General features: G+C 45.2%; 15 protein-coding genes and 1 pseudogene. 10 read left to right on the top strand and 6 right to left on the bottom strand.

The window, feature by feature from the left end:
* Positions 1-127 precede the first annotated feature (127 nt).
* Entirely contained in the window at positions 128-499 is a 372-nt protein-coding gene (locus QZ918_RS21040) for a peptidoglycan-binding domain-containing protein (protein ID WP_293338141.1), read from the top strand.
* A gap of 34 nt (positions 500-533) precedes the next feature.
* On the opposite strand, the gene QZ918_RS21045 is transcribed toward QZ918_RS21040, so the two are convergent.
* Entirely contained in the window at positions 534-1,739 is a 1,206-nt protein-coding gene (locus QZ918_RS21045; protein WP_293338142.1) for a HEAT repeat domain-containing protein, read from the bottom strand.
* A 678-nt stretch (positions 1,740-2,417) separates the two neighbouring features.
* Here QZ918_RS21045 and QZ918_RS21050 point away from each other — a divergent pair.
* Positions 2,418-3,690, top strand: a pseudogene (locus QZ918_RS21050) (transposase).
* A 126-nt stretch (positions 3,691-3,816) separates the two neighbouring features.
* Complete coding sequence (locus tag QZ918_RS21055; protein ID WP_293338144.1) at positions 3,817-5,727, top strand: CapA family protein; 1,911 nt, start codon at positions 3,817-3,819, stop codon at positions 5,725-5,727.
* A 339-nt stretch (positions 5,728-6,066) separates the two neighbouring features.
* On the opposite strand, the gene QZ918_RS21060 is transcribed toward QZ918_RS21055, so the two are convergent.
* Complete coding sequence (locus QZ918_RS21060) at positions 6,067-7,158, bottom strand: bifunctional heptose 7-phosphate kinase/heptose 1-phosphate adenyltransferase (protein ID WP_293338145.1); 1,092 nt, start codon at positions 7,156-7,158, stop codon at positions 6,067-6,069.
* A gap of 301 nt (positions 7,159-7,459) precedes the next feature.
* Entirely contained in the window at positions 7,460-8,017 is a 558-nt protein-coding gene (locus tag QZ918_RS21065) for a response regulator (RefSeq protein ID WP_293157948.1), read from the bottom strand.
* Between the two features lie 1,018 nt (positions 8,018-9,035).
* Between QZ918_RS21065 and lipA the strand changes: the two genes are divergently transcribed.
* Together lipA and QZ918_RS21075 are read left to right on the top strand one after the other, a co-directional pair.
* A complete protein-coding gene (gene lipA, locus QZ918_RS21070) occupies positions 9,036-9,992 on the top strand; it encodes a lipoyl synthase (RefSeq protein WP_293338146.1) in 957 nt (318 codons plus the stop codon).
* Positions 9,993-10,116: 124 nt separating this feature from the next.
* A complete protein-coding gene (locus tag QZ918_RS21075; protein ID WP_293157942.1) occupies positions 10,117-10,263 on the top strand; it encodes a photosystem I protein PsaX in 147 nt (48 codons plus the stop codon).
* A 293-nt stretch (positions 10,264-10,556) separates the two neighbouring features.
* On the opposite strand, the gene QZ918_RS21080 is transcribed toward QZ918_RS21075, so the two are convergent.
* Positions 10,557-10,925, bottom strand: coding sequence for a hypothetical protein (locus QZ918_RS21080; RefSeq protein ID WP_293338147.1), 369 nt, complete (start codon positions 10,923-10,925; stop codon positions 10,557-10,559).
* A gap of 179 nt (positions 10,926-11,104) precedes the next feature.
* Here QZ918_RS21080 and QZ918_RS21085 point away from each other — a divergent pair, with 179 nt between their 5' ends.
* Positions 11,105-11,695: a DJ-1/PfpI family protein gene (locus tag QZ918_RS21085; protein WP_293157936.1), complete on the top strand. Its 591-nt coding sequence runs from the start codon at positions 11,105-11,107 to the stop codon at positions 11,693-11,695.
* Positions 11,696-11,900: 205 nt separating this feature from the next.
* On the opposite strand, the gene QZ918_RS21090 is transcribed toward QZ918_RS21085, so the two are convergent.
* Positions 11,901-12,791 carry a carbohydrate ABC transporter permease gene (locus QZ918_RS21090; RefSeq protein ID WP_293157933.1) on the bottom strand — a complete coding sequence of 297 codons (891 nt, stop codon included), beginning with the start codon at positions 12,789-12,791 and terminating at the stop codon, positions 11,901-11,903.
* 59 nt (positions 12,792-12,850) lie between these two features.
* Here QZ918_RS21090 and QZ918_RS21095 point away from each other — a divergent pair, with 59 nt between their 5' ends.
* Genes QZ918_RS21095 through purN form a run of 3 tightly spaced genes read left to right on the top strand, consistent with a single transcriptional unit; the run spans position 12,851 to position 15,108 of the window.
* Positions 12,851-13,429, top strand: coding sequence for a GNAT family N-acetyltransferase (locus tag QZ918_RS21095; protein WP_293157930.1), 579 nt, complete (start codon positions 12,851-12,853; stop codon positions 13,427-13,429).
* A gap of 49 nt (positions 13,430-13,478) precedes the next feature.
* Complete coding sequence (locus QZ918_RS21100) at positions 13,479-14,435, top strand: type IV pilin-like G/H family protein (RefSeq protein WP_293338148.1); 957 nt, start codon at positions 13,479-13,481, stop codon at positions 14,433-14,435.
* A gap of 7 nt (positions 14,436-14,442) precedes the next feature.
* Complete coding sequence (gene purN, locus QZ918_RS21105; RefSeq protein ID WP_293338149.1) at positions 14,443-15,108, top strand: phosphoribosylglycinamide formyltransferase; 666 nt, start codon at positions 14,443-14,445, stop codon at positions 15,106-15,108.
* 21 nt (positions 15,109-15,129) lie between these two features.
* Here purN and QZ918_RS21110 read toward each other — a convergent pair whose 3' ends face one another.
* Entirely contained in the window at positions 15,130-15,360 is a 231-nt protein-coding gene (locus QZ918_RS21110; protein WP_293338150.1) for a hypothetical protein, read from the bottom strand.
* A gap of 26 nt (positions 15,361-15,386) precedes the next feature.
* On the opposite strand from QZ918_RS21110, the gene QZ918_RS21115 reads away from it, so the two are divergent.
* Positions 15,387-16,496 carry a class I SAM-dependent methyltransferase gene (locus QZ918_RS21115; protein ID WP_293338151.1) on the top strand — a complete coding sequence of 370 codons (1,110 nt, stop codon included), beginning with the start codon at positions 15,387-15,389 and terminating at the stop codon, positions 16,494-16,496.
* The last annotated feature ends 607 nt before the right edge of the window (positions 16,497-17,103 follow it).

A 17,103-nucleotide genomic window follows, 5' to 3' on the forward strand; every position in this document is an offset into this window, starting at 1 on the left:
CATATACTTTACACCTTTATTGATAAGTTAGATTTAGACCGGAATTTCATTTTAAATCACCCTAACCTTCCGGAGCGTCCTATCCTATGGTACTCTCGCTGCTTAAAAACTGTCCGGAGTATTGATTATGTACACCGAAGAAAAAAGCACGAACAATGAAACAATGGCGATCGCCACTGATACTACAGCTCAATCAAATGTTGCAGTTGGTCTAACAACAAGACTCAACAAACCGACATTACAAATCGGTTCCACAGGTCAAGCTGTCAAAGAACTAGAAACTCTCCTAGCTCATTGGGGATATTATTTCGGCCCAATTGACGGTATCTTCGGCCCCCAAGTTAAACAAGCAGTCAAACGCTATCAACACCGCGTCTTCTTAACTGAAGATGGGATTGTCGGTTCTCTAACTTGGCAAGCACTATACTCTGGTGCACCTGTGAACTGTATTGCTTTATATATAAGAAGAAAGAGCGCCCAAGCGCAACAACATACCTAATATGGTACGTTCGTTAACTGTCAACTGTCAACTGTCAATTGTCATCCCTCCCAGAACGCGGACGAATGCGATTCAACTGATTAATTGCCCAGCGAGCTGTTTCCTGAACTTCTGCATCTGGATCGTCCGTCGCGCGGTGCAACAAGTGACTGATTTGATTCACCAATTCGTAAATCCGTGTTAAGTCGCGAATCGCATTTTTCCGCACTTCCGGGTTTTCATTTTGCAATGAAATTGACCAGGCATTATTCATGGGTTTGAGCGTGCGAATGCCAATTTCTGAGAGACTTGCCAGAATTAAACTGTACTGCTTAGAGTCAGAATTGCCTAATAAATCCAGCAACGGCTCAACGGCTCTGGAATCTCCCTGCTGCCCGAGTTCCCAAATGGCTTTGCGCCTATTTGCCGGATTGAGGTGCTGCAAATCTTCAATGAGTGTTTCAATAATATCAACTTTTTGTCTGACTTCCGTTTCGGTTCGGGAAATATCTTTCTTCCGATTCGCTAGTGCATCGGCTCGATTAGTTGTTTCTCGAATATTGAAACCTGAGTCGCTGTAGCCGTTGTTGCGATTTTCGTCTGTGGCGGTGTCGGCATTAATTCGATCGCCCTCTACCCCTCCATCCTGGGATTCTGATTGCCCAGATTCCACGATAAACGGTAAAGGTCGATCGGTGCTCTCGATCTTGTAGCCCTTGGGGAAATTGACGGGGTAGGGCAATGCTGGTAGCGGTTTGAGTCCTCCAGAAGAAACCTGTTGCTGTCCCATTTCGTGCCTGTTTCTCTGAGCATCGGGATTGGTGAATCGAGAGTTTCTTTGGTTTTGTCGATCGCCTCGAACCCGTCTTCGCTTAGAATTATTTGACTCGCCACTGCTCACTAATTTCAGCATGATCGCTACTGCCGCTGCCGTGACGACAACTGCTGCCAAACCCAACATTAACAACCCCCGCTGGTGTGACAAAATGACAATTATATTGGAGATTGGTTTCGGGATTTTGGAATTAGATTTTTGTTTTTTAGACGGCTTAGATTTGTTTTTATCGGGCGCTGGAGAGGATTGTGAAGGATTGGAGTCCGGAGGAGAGTCCGGGGGAGAACCCGCCTGAGCAATTTGTTGGGAAACAACCTGGTAGGAAGCATTGACAATCTGTTGCCTTCCCTCCGCACTGGGAATGAAGGCAGCGCCCAGAGAGGCAATGCAGGTAAGCAAACATAAAGTGGAGCGGTAGTGCGCCATAAGACTCAATTGGGTTTTTGAGAGGCAACGCCGCATGACGAGCTTTAGTGTAACCATGAGTTAGCTCGATCCTAGCTGCTATGCGCCCAACTAACCCACAAATATCACGCCCGATCGCGAAAAATCATGTTTTGAGGTGGCAGCGAGCCGGATCTCAATCGCGCAATTGCCTCAATAACGGCGGCGGCAGATAGAGCAGGGGCATCTTGGAAAGTTGATTTTGCCAGGGAAGCATCAGCTACGTGCTGTGCAGATGCTGCAACGCCGACGATTGTTGCTGGTGGCTGCGGAGGCGCGTGCCATCACCTGTGAGTTTAACTGTTTCGTCGCTGCTGCGTCGCTTTTGTCTTTATCTTAACGGTTACTCGAACAAGGGGGATTTGTAGTGGCAACGAGAAATCTGGTTTTTGAGTGTATTTCGGGCTGCTACACGGAATGTTTTCAGTATTGTAAAACTTCATTCAGTTTGCAAGCAGGGATAAGCGATTGTGATATTCTGTAATCAGGATGTTAAAAATAAAACTATCAAACTACGCTAAAACAATAATAAGTTACACAATCGCATAGCGAGGCGTTCAAGCCCTCTGGTGTTGCCACATCCGGCATGACAGACAGAAAGTGGTTTGATTATAGTTGACTACTCGCCACAATCGCCGAGCCCAAAGACAGAGGTTCAGAATGCAGCTAACAGAACGTCACATCATCAAATCTACCGAACACCGTTTTGCTCAGATTGACGAACTAGCCTTCAAATCGAAGAATCTTTATAATGCTGCCAATTATGCGATCCGTCAAAGCTTTGTGTATGGATGGGGCTACATCAATTACAACGAAATGAATCGCCTCATGAAATCTCACGAAGCTTACAAAGCAATGCCCGCAAAAGTAAGCCAGCAAATCTTGATGTTGTTAGATAAAAACTGGAAATCTTTTTTTGAAGCTCTCAAAGCTTACAAAAAAGATACCTCTAAATTTACTGGTCGTCCCAAACTACCGAAGTACAAAGATAAAGTAAAAGGTAGAAACATCCTGGTTTATACAAAGCAAGCGATTAGTAGCAGGCAGTTAAAGAGTGGAATTATTAAACTGTCAGGTACTGAGATTTCAGTCAAAACCAAAATAAATCCCGAACAAATCTGTCAAGTTAGATTAGTTCCCAAATGCGATGCTTATGTAATTGAGGTAATTTACCATGAACCGGAGTCCACCGCGAACAATAACAACTTTGTAGCTAGTATTGATTTGGGACTGGACAATTTAGCAGCGCTAACTTCAAATCAACCGGGATTTATCCCTCTATTGATTAACGGGCGACCATTAAAGTCAATTAACCAGTTCTACAACAAACGTAAAGCCCAATTGCAGTCTCAATTAAAAGGAAATAACCAAACATCATCACGGATTCAACGCTTAACCCGGTGTCGCCACCAAAAAGTAGATAATTACTTGCATCACACCAGCCGATTAATCGTCGATATTTTGACAGCGAATCAAATTGGGACGCTAGTAATTGGCAAAAATGCACAGTGGAAAACCGGAATTGACCTGTCCAAACGAACTAATCAAAACTTTGTCAGTATTCCTCACGCTAGACTAATTGAGATGTTGGAATATAAAACTCGATTGGTGGGAATTAAAGTGATAGTTCAAGAAGAGTCTTACAGCTCTAAGTCCAGTTTCTTGAGTCTAGATCCAATTCCTGTTTGCGGACATAATGATGCGTCGAATTTCATATTTAGTGGCAGGCGAATCAAAAGAGGATTGTACAGAACATCAATCGGTCAATTAATTAATTCCGATGTTAATGGTTCTTATAACATCCTCAGAAAAGCAATCCCAAATGCTTTTAGCGATGGGATAGGTCGTGGGTGTAGTTGGGCCGAGGCGGGTTAATCCGCTCAAAGTAAAAGCGAAGGGGGAGGGACTCGAAGCCTCTCATGTCTATAAATGACTATACTTTTACCAGCTATGTTTATTTGTATCTAGTTACTTAAGTTAAGTCGATCGGCATTTCATCCTGTTTCGCAAATCTGATATAAGATAGAGCTAAATTTTTCGTGTGAGAGTAGAGGCATTTGTGAGCCAACAAGATATCTTAAATTTAGCAAAAGAAGGCGATGCCAGGGCGATCGCATTTCTGATCGGCCAAGCACTCCAAACCTTCGGCGTCACGGCTAAAGGCAGCTTGGAAAATGAAACCCTGCACCTGCTGCTGGAAGCAGAACAATTGCCCGCAGAAGAAGCCTGTCTCCGAGTCGCAATCAAAGGGTTGCAGCGACTGCAACCAAATAACATTTACGGAGTAACAGTGTACGGGCGGCGCGAAGGCGAGCAATTGCCCGCTTGGACTCAGACGGTAGAATTAAAACAACGCTTGGCTAGTGCACCCGCAACCGCAACCGCACCAGTGAGTGTAGCAGCACCCGCAACTGTAGCCCCTGTTCAAATTCCTGTAGGTGTCGCCAGTGTACCCACTGCCCCAATTCCTGTAATTTTGCCCAAGGTAGAAACACCTCAAAATATCACAACCCCACCCATTCAAATACCAGAAAAATCCCCCCGCAAATCCTATAGAATCCCAACTCCCAAATCCACAAACCAACGCCAACAAAAGCCATCACCGCCACCAGATACAATCCCAACTCCCCAACCCACAAACCAACGCCAACAAAAGCCATCACCGCTACCAGACATAATCCCAACTCCCCAACTCACAAACCAAGGCCAACAACAGCCATCACCGCTACCAGATTTAGCTCGTCGTAAAACTAAAAAATCTTGGCTGTCAGTCGGTACTCTCAGCCTAATTTTTGTACCGATAGCAGGCTTTGTACTCGGTTCTCAATTCAATAAATCCTCAAGTACCGCTACAATTAACCATGTCACCTCAAAGCCTGCGGTACAAAAAGTAGGCGCGGCAAAGCCATCCCGCAAGGAATCTATCCCAGCGTCAGCATCCGCCGCCAAACCCGCATCACAATCACCACCCCAGGCAGCAAAAATACCTGCAAATTTGCCCGCAACTGTCAGCATCAAAGCAGTTGGCGACATGATCCCCGGCACCAATTTCCCCTACAATAAACTCCCGGAAAATAAGGAGCGTTTATTTGAATCGGTAAAATCCTACCTACAAGGAGCCGATATTCTGTTTGGCAATTTTGAAAGCACGATGACCGATTATCCTTACAGTTCCAAAGGAGGCGGCGGAGGAATGCTGTTTGCCTTTCGGACGCCTCCGAGTTATGCCAAAATCTTCAAAGATGTGGGTTTTGATGTTTTGAATATTGCCAACAATCACTCCTACGATTTTAACGAGCAGGGATTTAAGGACACGATCAAAAACATCGACAGCAACGGCATGAAGGCTGTGGGTAAAAGAGATCAAATTGTTTATCAAAATGTCAAGGGCGTCAATGTTGCCTTTATCGGTTTCAGCAACTACGGCGAAGTTCACAATTCCTTGCTGGAACTGAAAGCAGGGGCAGAAGTTGTCAAAAAAGCGAAGCAAAAGGCTGATATTGTAGTCATCTCAGTTCATGCTGGAGCTGAAGGAACCGGAGCTCAGAATGTGAGCAATAGAACAGAGTTCTTTTATGGAGAAAACCGGGGAAATATGGTGTTGTTTTCGCGGACGATGATTGATGCGGGAGCAGATTTGATTTTGGGACACGGCCCGCACGTTACCAGAGCTGTGGAACTGTACAAAGGGAAATTGATCGCGTATTCCCTGGGCAATTTTATGGGTTATCGCACTTTGTCCACAGCCGGAGCATTGGGTCAATCTCTGATTTTGGATGTCAAAATGACTCCAAAAGGGGATTTTGTTTCTGGTAAGATTATCCCCATCGAACTTGACAGGCAAGGTATTCCGTCTGTGGATGAAGATTTTACGAGTGTGGGGTTGATTCGCCGTTTGACAAAGAGCGATTTTCCCAATACTGGTTTGACGATTGATGACAAGGGACAAATTTTGAAGAAGAGTAAGTAGTCGTTGGGCATTGGGCATCGGGCATCGGGCATTGGGCGGAGCGTAGCGGAGGGATTGGGCGAAGCGAAGCGGAGGGATTAGGCATTAGGCATTGGCACTTGTGCTGAGCGAAGCCGAATTAAGCCGAAGTATTGGGCATTGGTAAGCTGTTCGACATCTAAATTGCATTTTTTGTGCGGGCTTTCTGGCCCACCCCACAAGAACTTTATCAAATTTTGGCTGTGCAGTTTAAATACAGAACAGCTTAACGAATAACTAATAATCAATCACCAATTCCCAATTCCCAATTCCCAATTCCCAATTCCCAATTCCCAATTCCCAATTCCCAATTCCCAATAATTAGTCATCAATCATTAGTTTCAAAGCTTCTTTCATTTCCTCTGCTGTCGTCGTCGCCGTACCGAATTGACGCACGACAATGCTAGCGGCCAAATTGCCCAAAACTGCTGCTTCCCAACCCGATGCACCGACGCACAAAGCTAAAGTCATTGCTGCTACGACTGTATCTCCAGCACCAGTTACATCGAAGACATCAGTCTTGTTAAAAGGGGGAATATCCCAGCTTTGAATGGCAAATTCCCCCTTTTCACAAGTGGATGTTGGAGGGGGTGAATTTTTAATAGCTTCGCCGTTCACCCTTTCAAACAAACTCATCCCTTCTTCGCCGCGAGTAATCAGGATTTTTTGAGCTTGAGTTAAGTTCAACAAATCGCGTCCTGCTTGCATTAAAGTTTCAGGATTTTTGATAGCATATCCGACTGCTTGCTCGGCTTCCGGTAAGTTCGGAGTAAACAGCATCGCTCCAGAATATCGCTGCAAATTTGTTTGAGCGTCTACAATTGTTTTGCCGGGAACCACTGCCGATTCGATCGCAATCCGAGTCAAAACTCCGTCGCCGTAGTCAGAACAAACCACCGCATCGACTGTGGGGATTTGGTGCCGGATGTAGTCTGCTAATTGCAACTGCAAGTCTAAATCCGGCAACTCGTCAGATTTGCGATCGACTCGGACAATTTGTTGAGTCACCGACTGCCGCGCGTGCCCGGAAATGCGAGTTTTGGTAACGGTTGGACGCTGCGAATCGATTAAAATCCCAGCCGTATCAATTCCCGCAGCCTCAAAAATACCGCACAAAGCCTTTCCCTGGTCATCTTTTCCCACCAAACCAGCAACTTTTACTTTGCCTCCCAGTTTGGCTAAATTGTAGACAGCATTTGCGCCACCTCCGGGTAATTGCCGAGTATTCTCGTAGCGCAAAATCAACACAGGTGCTTCGCGGGAAATTCGCTCTACTTGTCCGGTAAGAAACTCGTCCAAGGTCAAATCTCCTATAGCTAATACCTGCGCTCGATCGAAGCAGTCTAATCTTTTCAACAATTGCTCAGTTGAGGCACGCAGTTGAGGCAAAAAATCGGAATAGTCGTTAGTCATTAACCAAAAAAATGAGACTGAGGAGTTGATAGTTGAGTGTGGCACGAGCGGCAATTAAAAAATCTTAATAAAGATTAATAATTGATTTCCTCCCTGGTTTGATTTTTAACTTTTAATTGATTTTCCCACTGAGATTGTGAGAAATCGGTTGCAGGCGATTGGCTATCGCGCGATCGACCAATTTAGCAAAAAACTACGGACACAAGGGGACCCATTGAAATAAAGTGAGAAAGTTTCACAGTGTGGAAGTTTCCTTCTACATGAGTGCCTTCTGCACGAGTACCTGTAAAAGACCGCAGAATTATTTCGATTTCATCTGCTTGATGATCGTAATCACCTGAGTCATTTGTTTTTTGAGTGCATCAATTTCCGCTTGCATTTTCGCCATTTGCTTAGTCATCGCCTGAATTTCGGCAGCACCGGCTCCAGAACTCGGTGCAGCAGCGGCGGCGGCTGGGGCTTCTGGTACTGGTTTCTTTTTAGCCAGTACCATCGCCGATTTGATCGCCTCGGTTAGCTGCTTTTTCTCAAAAGGTTTAGCGATGAATGCAAAGAAATGCTTCTCGAAGGGTTTTGGAATTTTCTCCATCACCTCTTCTTCGCGCCCCGACATGATCACCAAAGGTATCTTGCAAAGCACCGGATGGGCTTGCACTTTTTGATACACTTCCCAACCACTGACTTTGGGCAGTAGGAAATCTAACATAATTAGATTCGGTCGGGCTTCACGGATCAGTTTGAGTCCTTCTTCGCCGTCTTTTGCTTCTAGAACTTCAAAGTTACCTTGAGGTAACATCTCTCGAACTCGAACGCGGATGACTTTACTGTCATCGATTACCAAGATTTTTTGACCAGCCACGACTGACTCCTTCAGTAATGAGTGTTGAGGATCTCAGGGCCATTGAGAGCCACTGAGATTTTTTGCAGAGAAGATCGGAAACCAATATTCAAAGGCATTGTCAAGGTGCCTCGCTTTGGCTCAAAACAACTATCTTTCGATGCTGCAATCGCGCTTGCGTTATCCTTTTCAAATGCTTTCTCGGTCTATCACTTTGGCCAGTTCGGTACGCTTTCCATCCTGCTGTTACTTGCTCTTTTTGTTTAACGCCTCAATGCGTTTACTAAGTGGCCGGAATTTCTCCGTACTAGGATAGTTCGTCACGCAGACAGATTTACTTACTCGCCTCTAGATTTTGACACTCTCCGACTATAGTGGAACGGAGATTCTTAAGAAACAGCCTTGCGATTGTTCTTAAAGGCGCTGTCAAATCGCCGCTACACGTTCAACCTCACTGACTTTCGCCACAATCGCCATGAGCATTACGTCTACTTTTTTGCTTTATGCTTTCGTTCGCACTTTTCAACACGAAGCCAGTTCGGTACGTTCCCCATCCTGCGTTGCTTGGCTGTGCTGCAAGTCTTTCCCAGTCTAAAATGCTGAGGGTGTCTTACTGCCTGGAATTTCACCGTTCTAGGAATGGTTCAGCACGTAGTTGATACGCCTACTTGTTTAGCACAATTCAATTCTAATCTAGAGTAATGGCAGCCTTCAAACGGCTGCTGCTGCGTTTCATCCCCGGCTTGAAAGACCGAGGTTTGCGCGTGATGCGCTATAGAGTACAGACCACGGGGACTAAAGTCCTCCGAGTCGCTTTCCTCTCAGGACTGAATGAAGCCTCTGAGTTTGCCGCTTCCCGTGTGGTCTTGTGATTTGCAACCTTCAGTATATCCCTAAGAGAATTCTACCTAGAATTCTGAACGAGTTTAGTTTGGCTGCAATTGATCCGAATTCTGATTTGGGGTCAGATTCCTACAAGTTGAGGGACTTTGATTTCGGATACGATCGCATATATTAACTCGATCGCCATGCAGGTTTTATGTCGCCCCAAACTCCTCAAACTCCTACTGTCAAAGCAACTGCCGCTCAAATGCGGAGCGAAATCGAGGCGATGCCGGATTGGCTGCGACGGCCCATTGGCAAAGCTAGCGAACTTTCCGCAGTGCAGAAAATTATCAAACAGCGGCAAATTCATACGATTTGCGAGGAAGGCAGATGTCCCAACCGGGGCGAGTGCTACGCCCAAAAAACGGCGACTTTTTTGTTGATGGGGCCGACTTGCACCCGTGCTTGTGCTTTTTGTCAAGTAGATAAAGGTCATTCTCCGATGCCCCTCGATCCCGAGGAACCGCAAAAGGTGGCCCAGGCCGTGCAATTGCTGGGTTTGCGCTATGCAGTGCTGACTTCGGTAGCGAGGGATGATTTGCCGGATGGGGGCGCGGGTTGGTTTGCGTTGACGATCGCCCAAATCCGCCACTTAAACCCCGATACTGAGGTTGAGGTACTGACGCCGGATTTTTGGGGAGGCATGGGGAGGAATGTTGAGGCGGATAATTCTGGTTTGGATCAGTTGCAGCGGGAGCGGATTCGGACGGTGGTAGAGGCAAAACCGGCTTGTTACAACCACAATATTGAGACGGTGCGCCGGTTGCAAGGGCCGGTGCGGAGGGGGGCCAAGTACGATCGGTCGATCGACCTTCTGCGTATCGTCAAGGAATTTGACCCAACTATTCCCACCAAATCCGGTTTGATGTTGGGGCACGGGGAAACCGAAGCCGAGATTGTCGAAGCGATGGCCGATTTGCGGGATGCCAAGTGCGATCGGCTCACCCTCGGTCAATACATGAGACCATCTCTAGAACACCTCCCAGTTCGCAAATACTGGACGCCAGCCGAATTTGACCGTTTCGGGTCGATCGCCCGCGAGATGGGGTTTGAGCGAGTGCGATCGGGGCCTCTAGTCCGCAGTTCCTACCACGCCGGAGCGATCAATTAAAATCAATCTGAATTCAACTAGGTATCAAGTCCTAGTTACAAAAAATAACACTCTTAGATTGTGTCATGTGCGACGCTCTCTGCTATTTGTGAATACAGTGACTTGTGAATTAGGAGCTTGAATTATGGCAGACATAGCAAAGAACCAATTAAAATCCGACTCCGTGATGAAAACGGGCAAATTCCCTTACACCTTTCGCGCAGCCTGGTTTCTGTTGCTGTTAGGTATCAATTTTCTGATGGCAGCCTACTATTTCCATATCATTGAATAGTTCTGCAAGTTGACTTTTAGCAGACCCTGCTTTTGGGTAGCTCAAAGTCGGAGAGAGGGAGAGAGGGAGAGGGGGAGAGAGGGAGAGAGGGAGAGGGGGAGAGTTTTTCTTTCTTACTATTTCCCTCTTCATTCTTACTATTTCCCTCTTCATTCTTACTATTTCCCTCTTCATTCTTACTATTTCATTTTTCCTTCTTCCTTCTTCCTGATGACTAATGACTAATGACTGCTAAGAGGGCGGGCACGGGGGCACCGCCCCTACTGACTAATGACCAATGACCAATGACTTCCCTAACGATTTCTCGCCGCTTCTAGCTTGGACAACCGCTCTTGAATTTTGATTACATCTTGCTTAGTTTCAATTGCCAAAGTTGCTAAATTGTCAAAGATCGGATCTCCCGAAAGCATTCTAGAATTTGTCCTGCCCGAACCAGGGCGGTTCGGAGACTGAGGCCGATTAACTCCAGAACCTTGAGACTGCAAACTGTAGATTTGTCCCCGGAGTTCAGCAATTTGACTTTCTAATTGAGTAATCCGAAACTCTAATTGACTGGTCAATTGAGCAGGGGTAAAAATTGGCGAAATAGTAATTGCTAACGCGCAAACAAGACACAAAAAACCGATTTTTATGGTGTCGCGATGGCGAATATTTTTCGGCATAGCTTTAATGATTTAAATCATACCATTTATATTATAGCAGTCCTAAATGAGTCGTAAAGTTTTTTACCCCACCCCAGCCCTCCCCTTATTAAGGGGAGGGAGTAAGAAATTCACAAATGATTTAAGATTGCTATATAACAAATCGCCGCTATTTTTGACCTCTATCAGAAGTATGTCTTATGCCAACTAGAAACGTAGCTATTTTCATGTTCGATGATGTCGAGGTACTGGACTTTGCCGGGCCATTTGAAGTGTTTTCGGTGACATCAGAATTAAATAAGGATTCACAACCTTTTGCCGTCTCTACCGTAGCCGAACATCCCGGTGCAGTAAGCGCCCGCAACGGTTTGAGCGTAAATCCCCATTGTACTTTTTCCGATTGTCCGCCCCCCGATATTTTAATTGTACCGGGAGGACTAGGCACGAGAAAGTTAATCGATAATTCAGCGGTGATTAACTGGATAAAAGATTGTTCGCAAACAGCAGAATTAGTGCTATCTGTCTGTACGGGTTCCCTGCTGTTGGCAAAAGCTGGCTTGTTGGAAGGTTTGGCCGCAACTACACACCATGGGGCATTTGATTTGTTGAGAGAGTTAGCTCCCAATACAACTATTATTGAAAATCAGCGATTTGTCGATAACGGCAAAATCATTACATCCGGGGGAATTGCTGCGGGAATTGATATGTCTTTGCACGTTGTCGGCAAGCTTTTGGGTGCAGCACAAGCTGAACAAACAGCAGATCACATGGAGTATACAATTAATAATTGATAATTGGGTATGTTGTTGGGCTTTAGCCCTCTTTGTATATACGTCGAAAGAGGGCTGAAGCCCAACAACGTACCTCTTGTAATTGGAATGCGACGCTCTTTGTATATACGTCGAAAGAGGGCTGAAGCCCAACAACGTACCTGTCTGTGTAGTTTGGCTTTAGCCTCCTTTATTTAACAACACTAATAGCTGTGTTCGTAGCTAATTAAGAATCTTCGCCCCAAACTCGAATCTGAACATAAACTAATATCAAAGCTATCGCCATCAGAAAAGTTGCTGCTGCGGCTGCATAGCCAAAATCGAATTGGGAAAAAGCTTGCTCGTAAATATAATAAACTAGCAAATTAGTAGAGTTCAAAGGGCCGCCGCCGGTGATGACATAGACTTGCTCGAAACTGCGTAGAGTAAAAATAGCTGTAGTAATGGTAGCAAATACTAAAGTCGGCCGCAAACCGGGTAAAGTGATGTGCCAAAATTGCTGCCAACCATTAGCTCCATCCAATTCTGCTGCTTCGTAACGATTTACCGGAATTGCTTGCAATCCTGCTAAAAATACTACCATATTAAAGCCTAATTGTTTCCAAACACTGAGCAGAATTATGACTGGCATTGCCCAAGCTGTGCTGCTGAGCCAAGGAATTGGATTTAAGCCGATCGCCCTTAGCATATCATTCACCGGGCCTTCGGTTTGAAACAACCACCGCCAACCCAAGCCAACAGCCACTAGAGAGGTAATCGAAGGGATAAAATAAGCAGTGCGGAGAGCTCCCCGCCAAGCAAACGAGCGATTTAGCAACACTGCCAAACCCAAGGGAATTATTAAACTAGGAATGACTGTCGCGGTTGTAAAATAGATCGTGTTTTGGAGAACTTGCCAAAAATCCGGGTTTGTCAGCAGGCGCGAGTAGTTATTGAGGCCGATCAAACGCACTCCCGACTGGGTAAAGCTGCCGCGGGTAAAGCTGAGGTAGAATAAATAGGCGATCGGCCCAATCAAAAAAGTACCCAGAAACAGTAAAGCCGGGGCCAGAAATGTCCAAGCTGCGATCGACTCATTGTCCAACCAGTTAAAACGCCCAGATTTTATCGGAACCATTGGCTTGTAAATTTTAGCTTTTAGTTTTAAATGGTATCACAATATAGGTCAATGTCAAAATGAAATTGCTCGATATATTAGCAAATATACCCACTATAGAAACTGAAAGGCTCCTGCTCCGAAAAATCACTTTAAATGATGCCAGCGATATGTTTGAGTATGCTTCCAACCCGGAAGTCTCCGAATACACAATGTGGTCAACTCATACCTCCCTCGAAGACACTAAATACTTTCTCAAGTCTCTGACAAAAATGTACAAAAGAAAAGAGCTTGTAGATTGGGGAATTGTCCACAAAGCCGAGAAAAAGTTGATCGGGACTTGCGGATATGTGGAATGGAGCATGACGCACAGCCGCGCTGAAATTGGCTATGCACTTTCTGCGAGATATTGGAGAGAAGGATACATGAGTGAGGCTGTCAATGCAATTATTGAATTTGGCTTTCGGGAGATGTTGCTAAATCGAATTGTGGGTAGATGTGAAGTTAACAATATTGCTTCGGCGAGGGTGATGGAAAAAGTGGGGATGCAGTTGGAAGGGATTTTGCGACAGCAGCTATTTGTCAAGGGCAGATATTGGGATTTGAAAATTTATTCGATTCTGAGGGAAGAGTTTTTTGATGATATTGTTGTAGAATAGCTCTGCCAGCAAGCGGTACACTGATTGTGCAGGTCAGAGGTTGACATTTATGCAAAAAACATACTTAAATATTTCCAGATTGCTGATTGGTGGCTGTTGCCTGTTGTCTGCGAGTAGGTTTGCTATAAGTGCGACGATCGCCCAACCGATCGTCGCAGCGCCAGCCCCAGTCCCCGCCCAAACAACTCCCACAGCCCAAACTGTAGCCGAACAATTAGTAGGACAGTGGCAGTTACAATATCTATTATCCGTTCCGGTAACAGTAATTTTTACACAAGAAGGCAAATTATTTATACTCACTTCGTCATTTCCTTTTGCACCTCCAACCGAACCTCTAACTGCCTATGAATTCAAATACAGAATTAACTCTACTACCAGGCCGATGACAATAGATGTAACCGCCAGTGAAAACCAAAATTTGCAGACAATTTTTGAATTTACTCCCAACGGTCAAATGCGCGTAGAATTCATGGGTGTAAAGCCGGAAGAAGCCAGACCAACTACTTTTACAACGGGTGCACTTTTTCTTCAAAAACTTTCCACCACTACAGCTTTGCCTCGAAATACAAAAATAAAAATACTTAACACGTTTGAACCAGAAACTCCGCGACAAGCCTATGAAAGTGGGCAATATATTCGGTCGGCGCTTAATGCTCAACAAGCTTTCTATGCCGAAAATGCCAAATTTGCTAGAACATTTGAGGAACTGGGTATAGGAATGAAGTTTGAAGAAGAAAATTACCGCTATCAATTTTTATCTCAAAGTGATTTCACTCAAGATGTAATCATGACGGTTCAAGCTAAAAACCATCGATTAAGAAGTTATACAGGTGCAGTATTTCTCGTTAAAGTGAAAGACGAACCCGAAAATGTTGTAACTAGCATTGCATTTAGTTGCGTAACAAATTGGCATTCTACTTCACCTCCACCGAGACCAATTGTTCCTAAAAATAACGACCCGGAAAACTTTCGATGTCCCGCTGGTTCCTCTTTGATAACACGGTGAAACTTTGATGATTGCAGCAAATACTAATTCTACAGACTGTTTGATTTCTCCCGCAATTTCTCCCGCACTCATAGAGGGAAATGCTAAGATTGCCGCGCCCTTAAAAATAGGAATTTTAGCCTCAGGTAGCGGTAGCAACTTCGAGGTAATTGCCGAAGCCATCCAACAGGGACAACTCAACGCTAAAATCCCAGTGTTAATTTACAACAATCCCGAAGCTAAAGCTGTCGCCAGAGCGGAAAAATACGGCATTCCATCGATTTTGCTCAATCACCGCGATTGCAAAAGCCGCGAAGAATTAGATACAAAAATTGTTAAAACCTTCCAAGAATATGATGTAGAATGGGTGGTGATGGCGGGTTGGATGCGAATTGTTACCAAAGTTTTGCTCGATGCTTTTCCCAACAAAGTTATTAACATTCACCCCAGTTTGCTGCCGAGTTTCCCAGGCATTCGCGCCGTTGAGCAAGCACTCGCCGCTAAGGTGAAAATAACGGGATGTACGGTGCACATCGCTCATTTGGAAGTAGACAGCGGGCCGATTTTAATGCAGGCTGCGGTGCCGGTATTGCCTGATGATACGCCAGAAACGCTGCACGCGAGAATTCAGGTGCAAGAGCATAAAATTATGTTAGGCGCGATCGCACTTATTGCCGATCGACATCCTGTTTAACTCAGGCTGTGTTCCAGCATACTATCGTACCCAATCTCGTCGCGCACAGCAACCACCGAGGTTATGATTGTCCTTAAACAGTTGACAGTTGACAGTTGACAGTTGACAGTTGACTGGAAGATATCGACCTCTACCTAGAAGTCCGAGGAATGAAACAGTGAATAATAGTGAATAATTTTGTTTTATTTCCCCCTCGAAGGAGGAGGCTTTCAACCCATTCTTCTTGGTAAAGTCGATCGCACTTTTCCGCAACTTGCGCGGTTATCATCGAAAACATTGTGACTAAAAACCCTACCAGTGCCGCATCTTCCCCAGAATTGCCTGTCAGCGACTCGCCCGAAACTGGCCCGCCGCTGACTGATTCTCATAGCCTGAAATTAATTCTCAAAGAAAGACTCAAAAAGAACATCGGCATCAAGGGAGAATTTTATCTACCTTGTTTGCCATCAATGCTAGACGACTATCTAAAATTACTCTCAGACTTCTTAAAAGTTCTCGGACAAAACCTCGACGCTGCCCAAACCGAAAACTTGCGAACATTAATCGCTAACGCGTTAACAGAAGGATTCAAAAATTCTCCCCACGCTAATCTCATCGTCTCATACTTTCCCGCCAATCCCCAAACTGGCCTAGGCGGCGGGATTACTCTAAATACCAAGATTCAAGTCGAATCGATGGCCCAGAAATATCATACCTGGCCGGATATTCGCCCCGAACCTTTATTTGGCAGCCATCCCGATGCTAAGGTTATCGCTATTGCCGCCGAATTAGGGGAAGCGGGTAAAGCAGCTATTTTAGATGTCGGTGCGGGCCCGGGGCGCAACAGTCTGCCTTTAGCTAGGTTAGGACATTCCGTGGATGCGATCGAGCTAACGCCCATATTTGCCGAAAAACTCTCAGCAGCAGCCCTCGCTGAAAATTTACCGATTCATGTCACCCAAGGCGACGTTTTAGATCCTTTATTGAGGATGAAAACCTATCGATACAAATTAGCGATTGCTACCGAAGTTCTCTCGCACTTTCGCTATCCCGAACAAATCCGCTTATTCCTCGGCAAAATGTCTGATGCTGTGTTAACTGGCGGCTTTATCCTATTCAGCACTTTCTTAGCTGTCGATGGGTACGAACCTGATGAGATGGCCAAACAAATGTCAGAATTGTGTTGGTCTTATTTAATTACCAGACAAGAATTGGAAGCAGCTATCGAGGGTTTACCGTTAGAAATTATTGCCGATGAGTCGGTGATGGAATACGAACAAAAACATTTACCTGATTCTGCGTGGCCGCCGACACCTTGGTTTGTGAGTTGGGCCAGCGGGCGCGATTTATTTCCGGTGCAAGAAACGCCGCCCATCGAGTTGCGGTGGATACTGGTTAAACGCTTGTAGAATTTGTTGTAATATCATGTCATCTCGCACAAACACAATCAAAAAGGTTCGTAGTAAGGACTTTAGTCCTTTGACAAGAAACGCCGCCCATCGAGTTGCGGTGGATACTGGTTAAACGCTTGTAGAGTTTGTTATAATATCATCTCATCGCGCACAAACACAATCAAAAAGGTTCGTAGTGAGGACTTTAGTCCGCATAAATTCAGAGGACTAAAGTCCTCACTACGAACCAATTTTACCTAACACGAAAAATCTACTATTCAACTTATTTCCGGTGGAAGAAACCCCGCCCATCGAGTTGCGGTGGATACTGGTTAAACGCTTGTAGAGTTTGTTATAATATCATGTCATCGCGCACAAACACAATCAAAAAGGTTCGTAGTGAGGACTTTAGTCCGCATAAATTCAGAGGACTAAAGTCCTCACTACGAACCAATTTTACCTAACCCGAAAAATCTACTGTTCAACTTATTTCCGGTTGAAGAAACCCCGCCCATCGAGTTGCGGTGGATACTGGTTAAACGCTTGTAGAGTTTGTTATAATATCATGTCATCGCGCACAAACACAATCAAAAAGGTTCGTAGTGAGGACTTTAGTCCGCATAAA

It is taken from the genome of Microcoleus sp. CAWBG58 (genome assembly GCF_020883045.1).
Taxonomy (GTDB): Bacteria; Cyanobacteriota; Cyanobacteriia; order Cyanobacteriales; family Microcoleaceae; genus Microcoleus.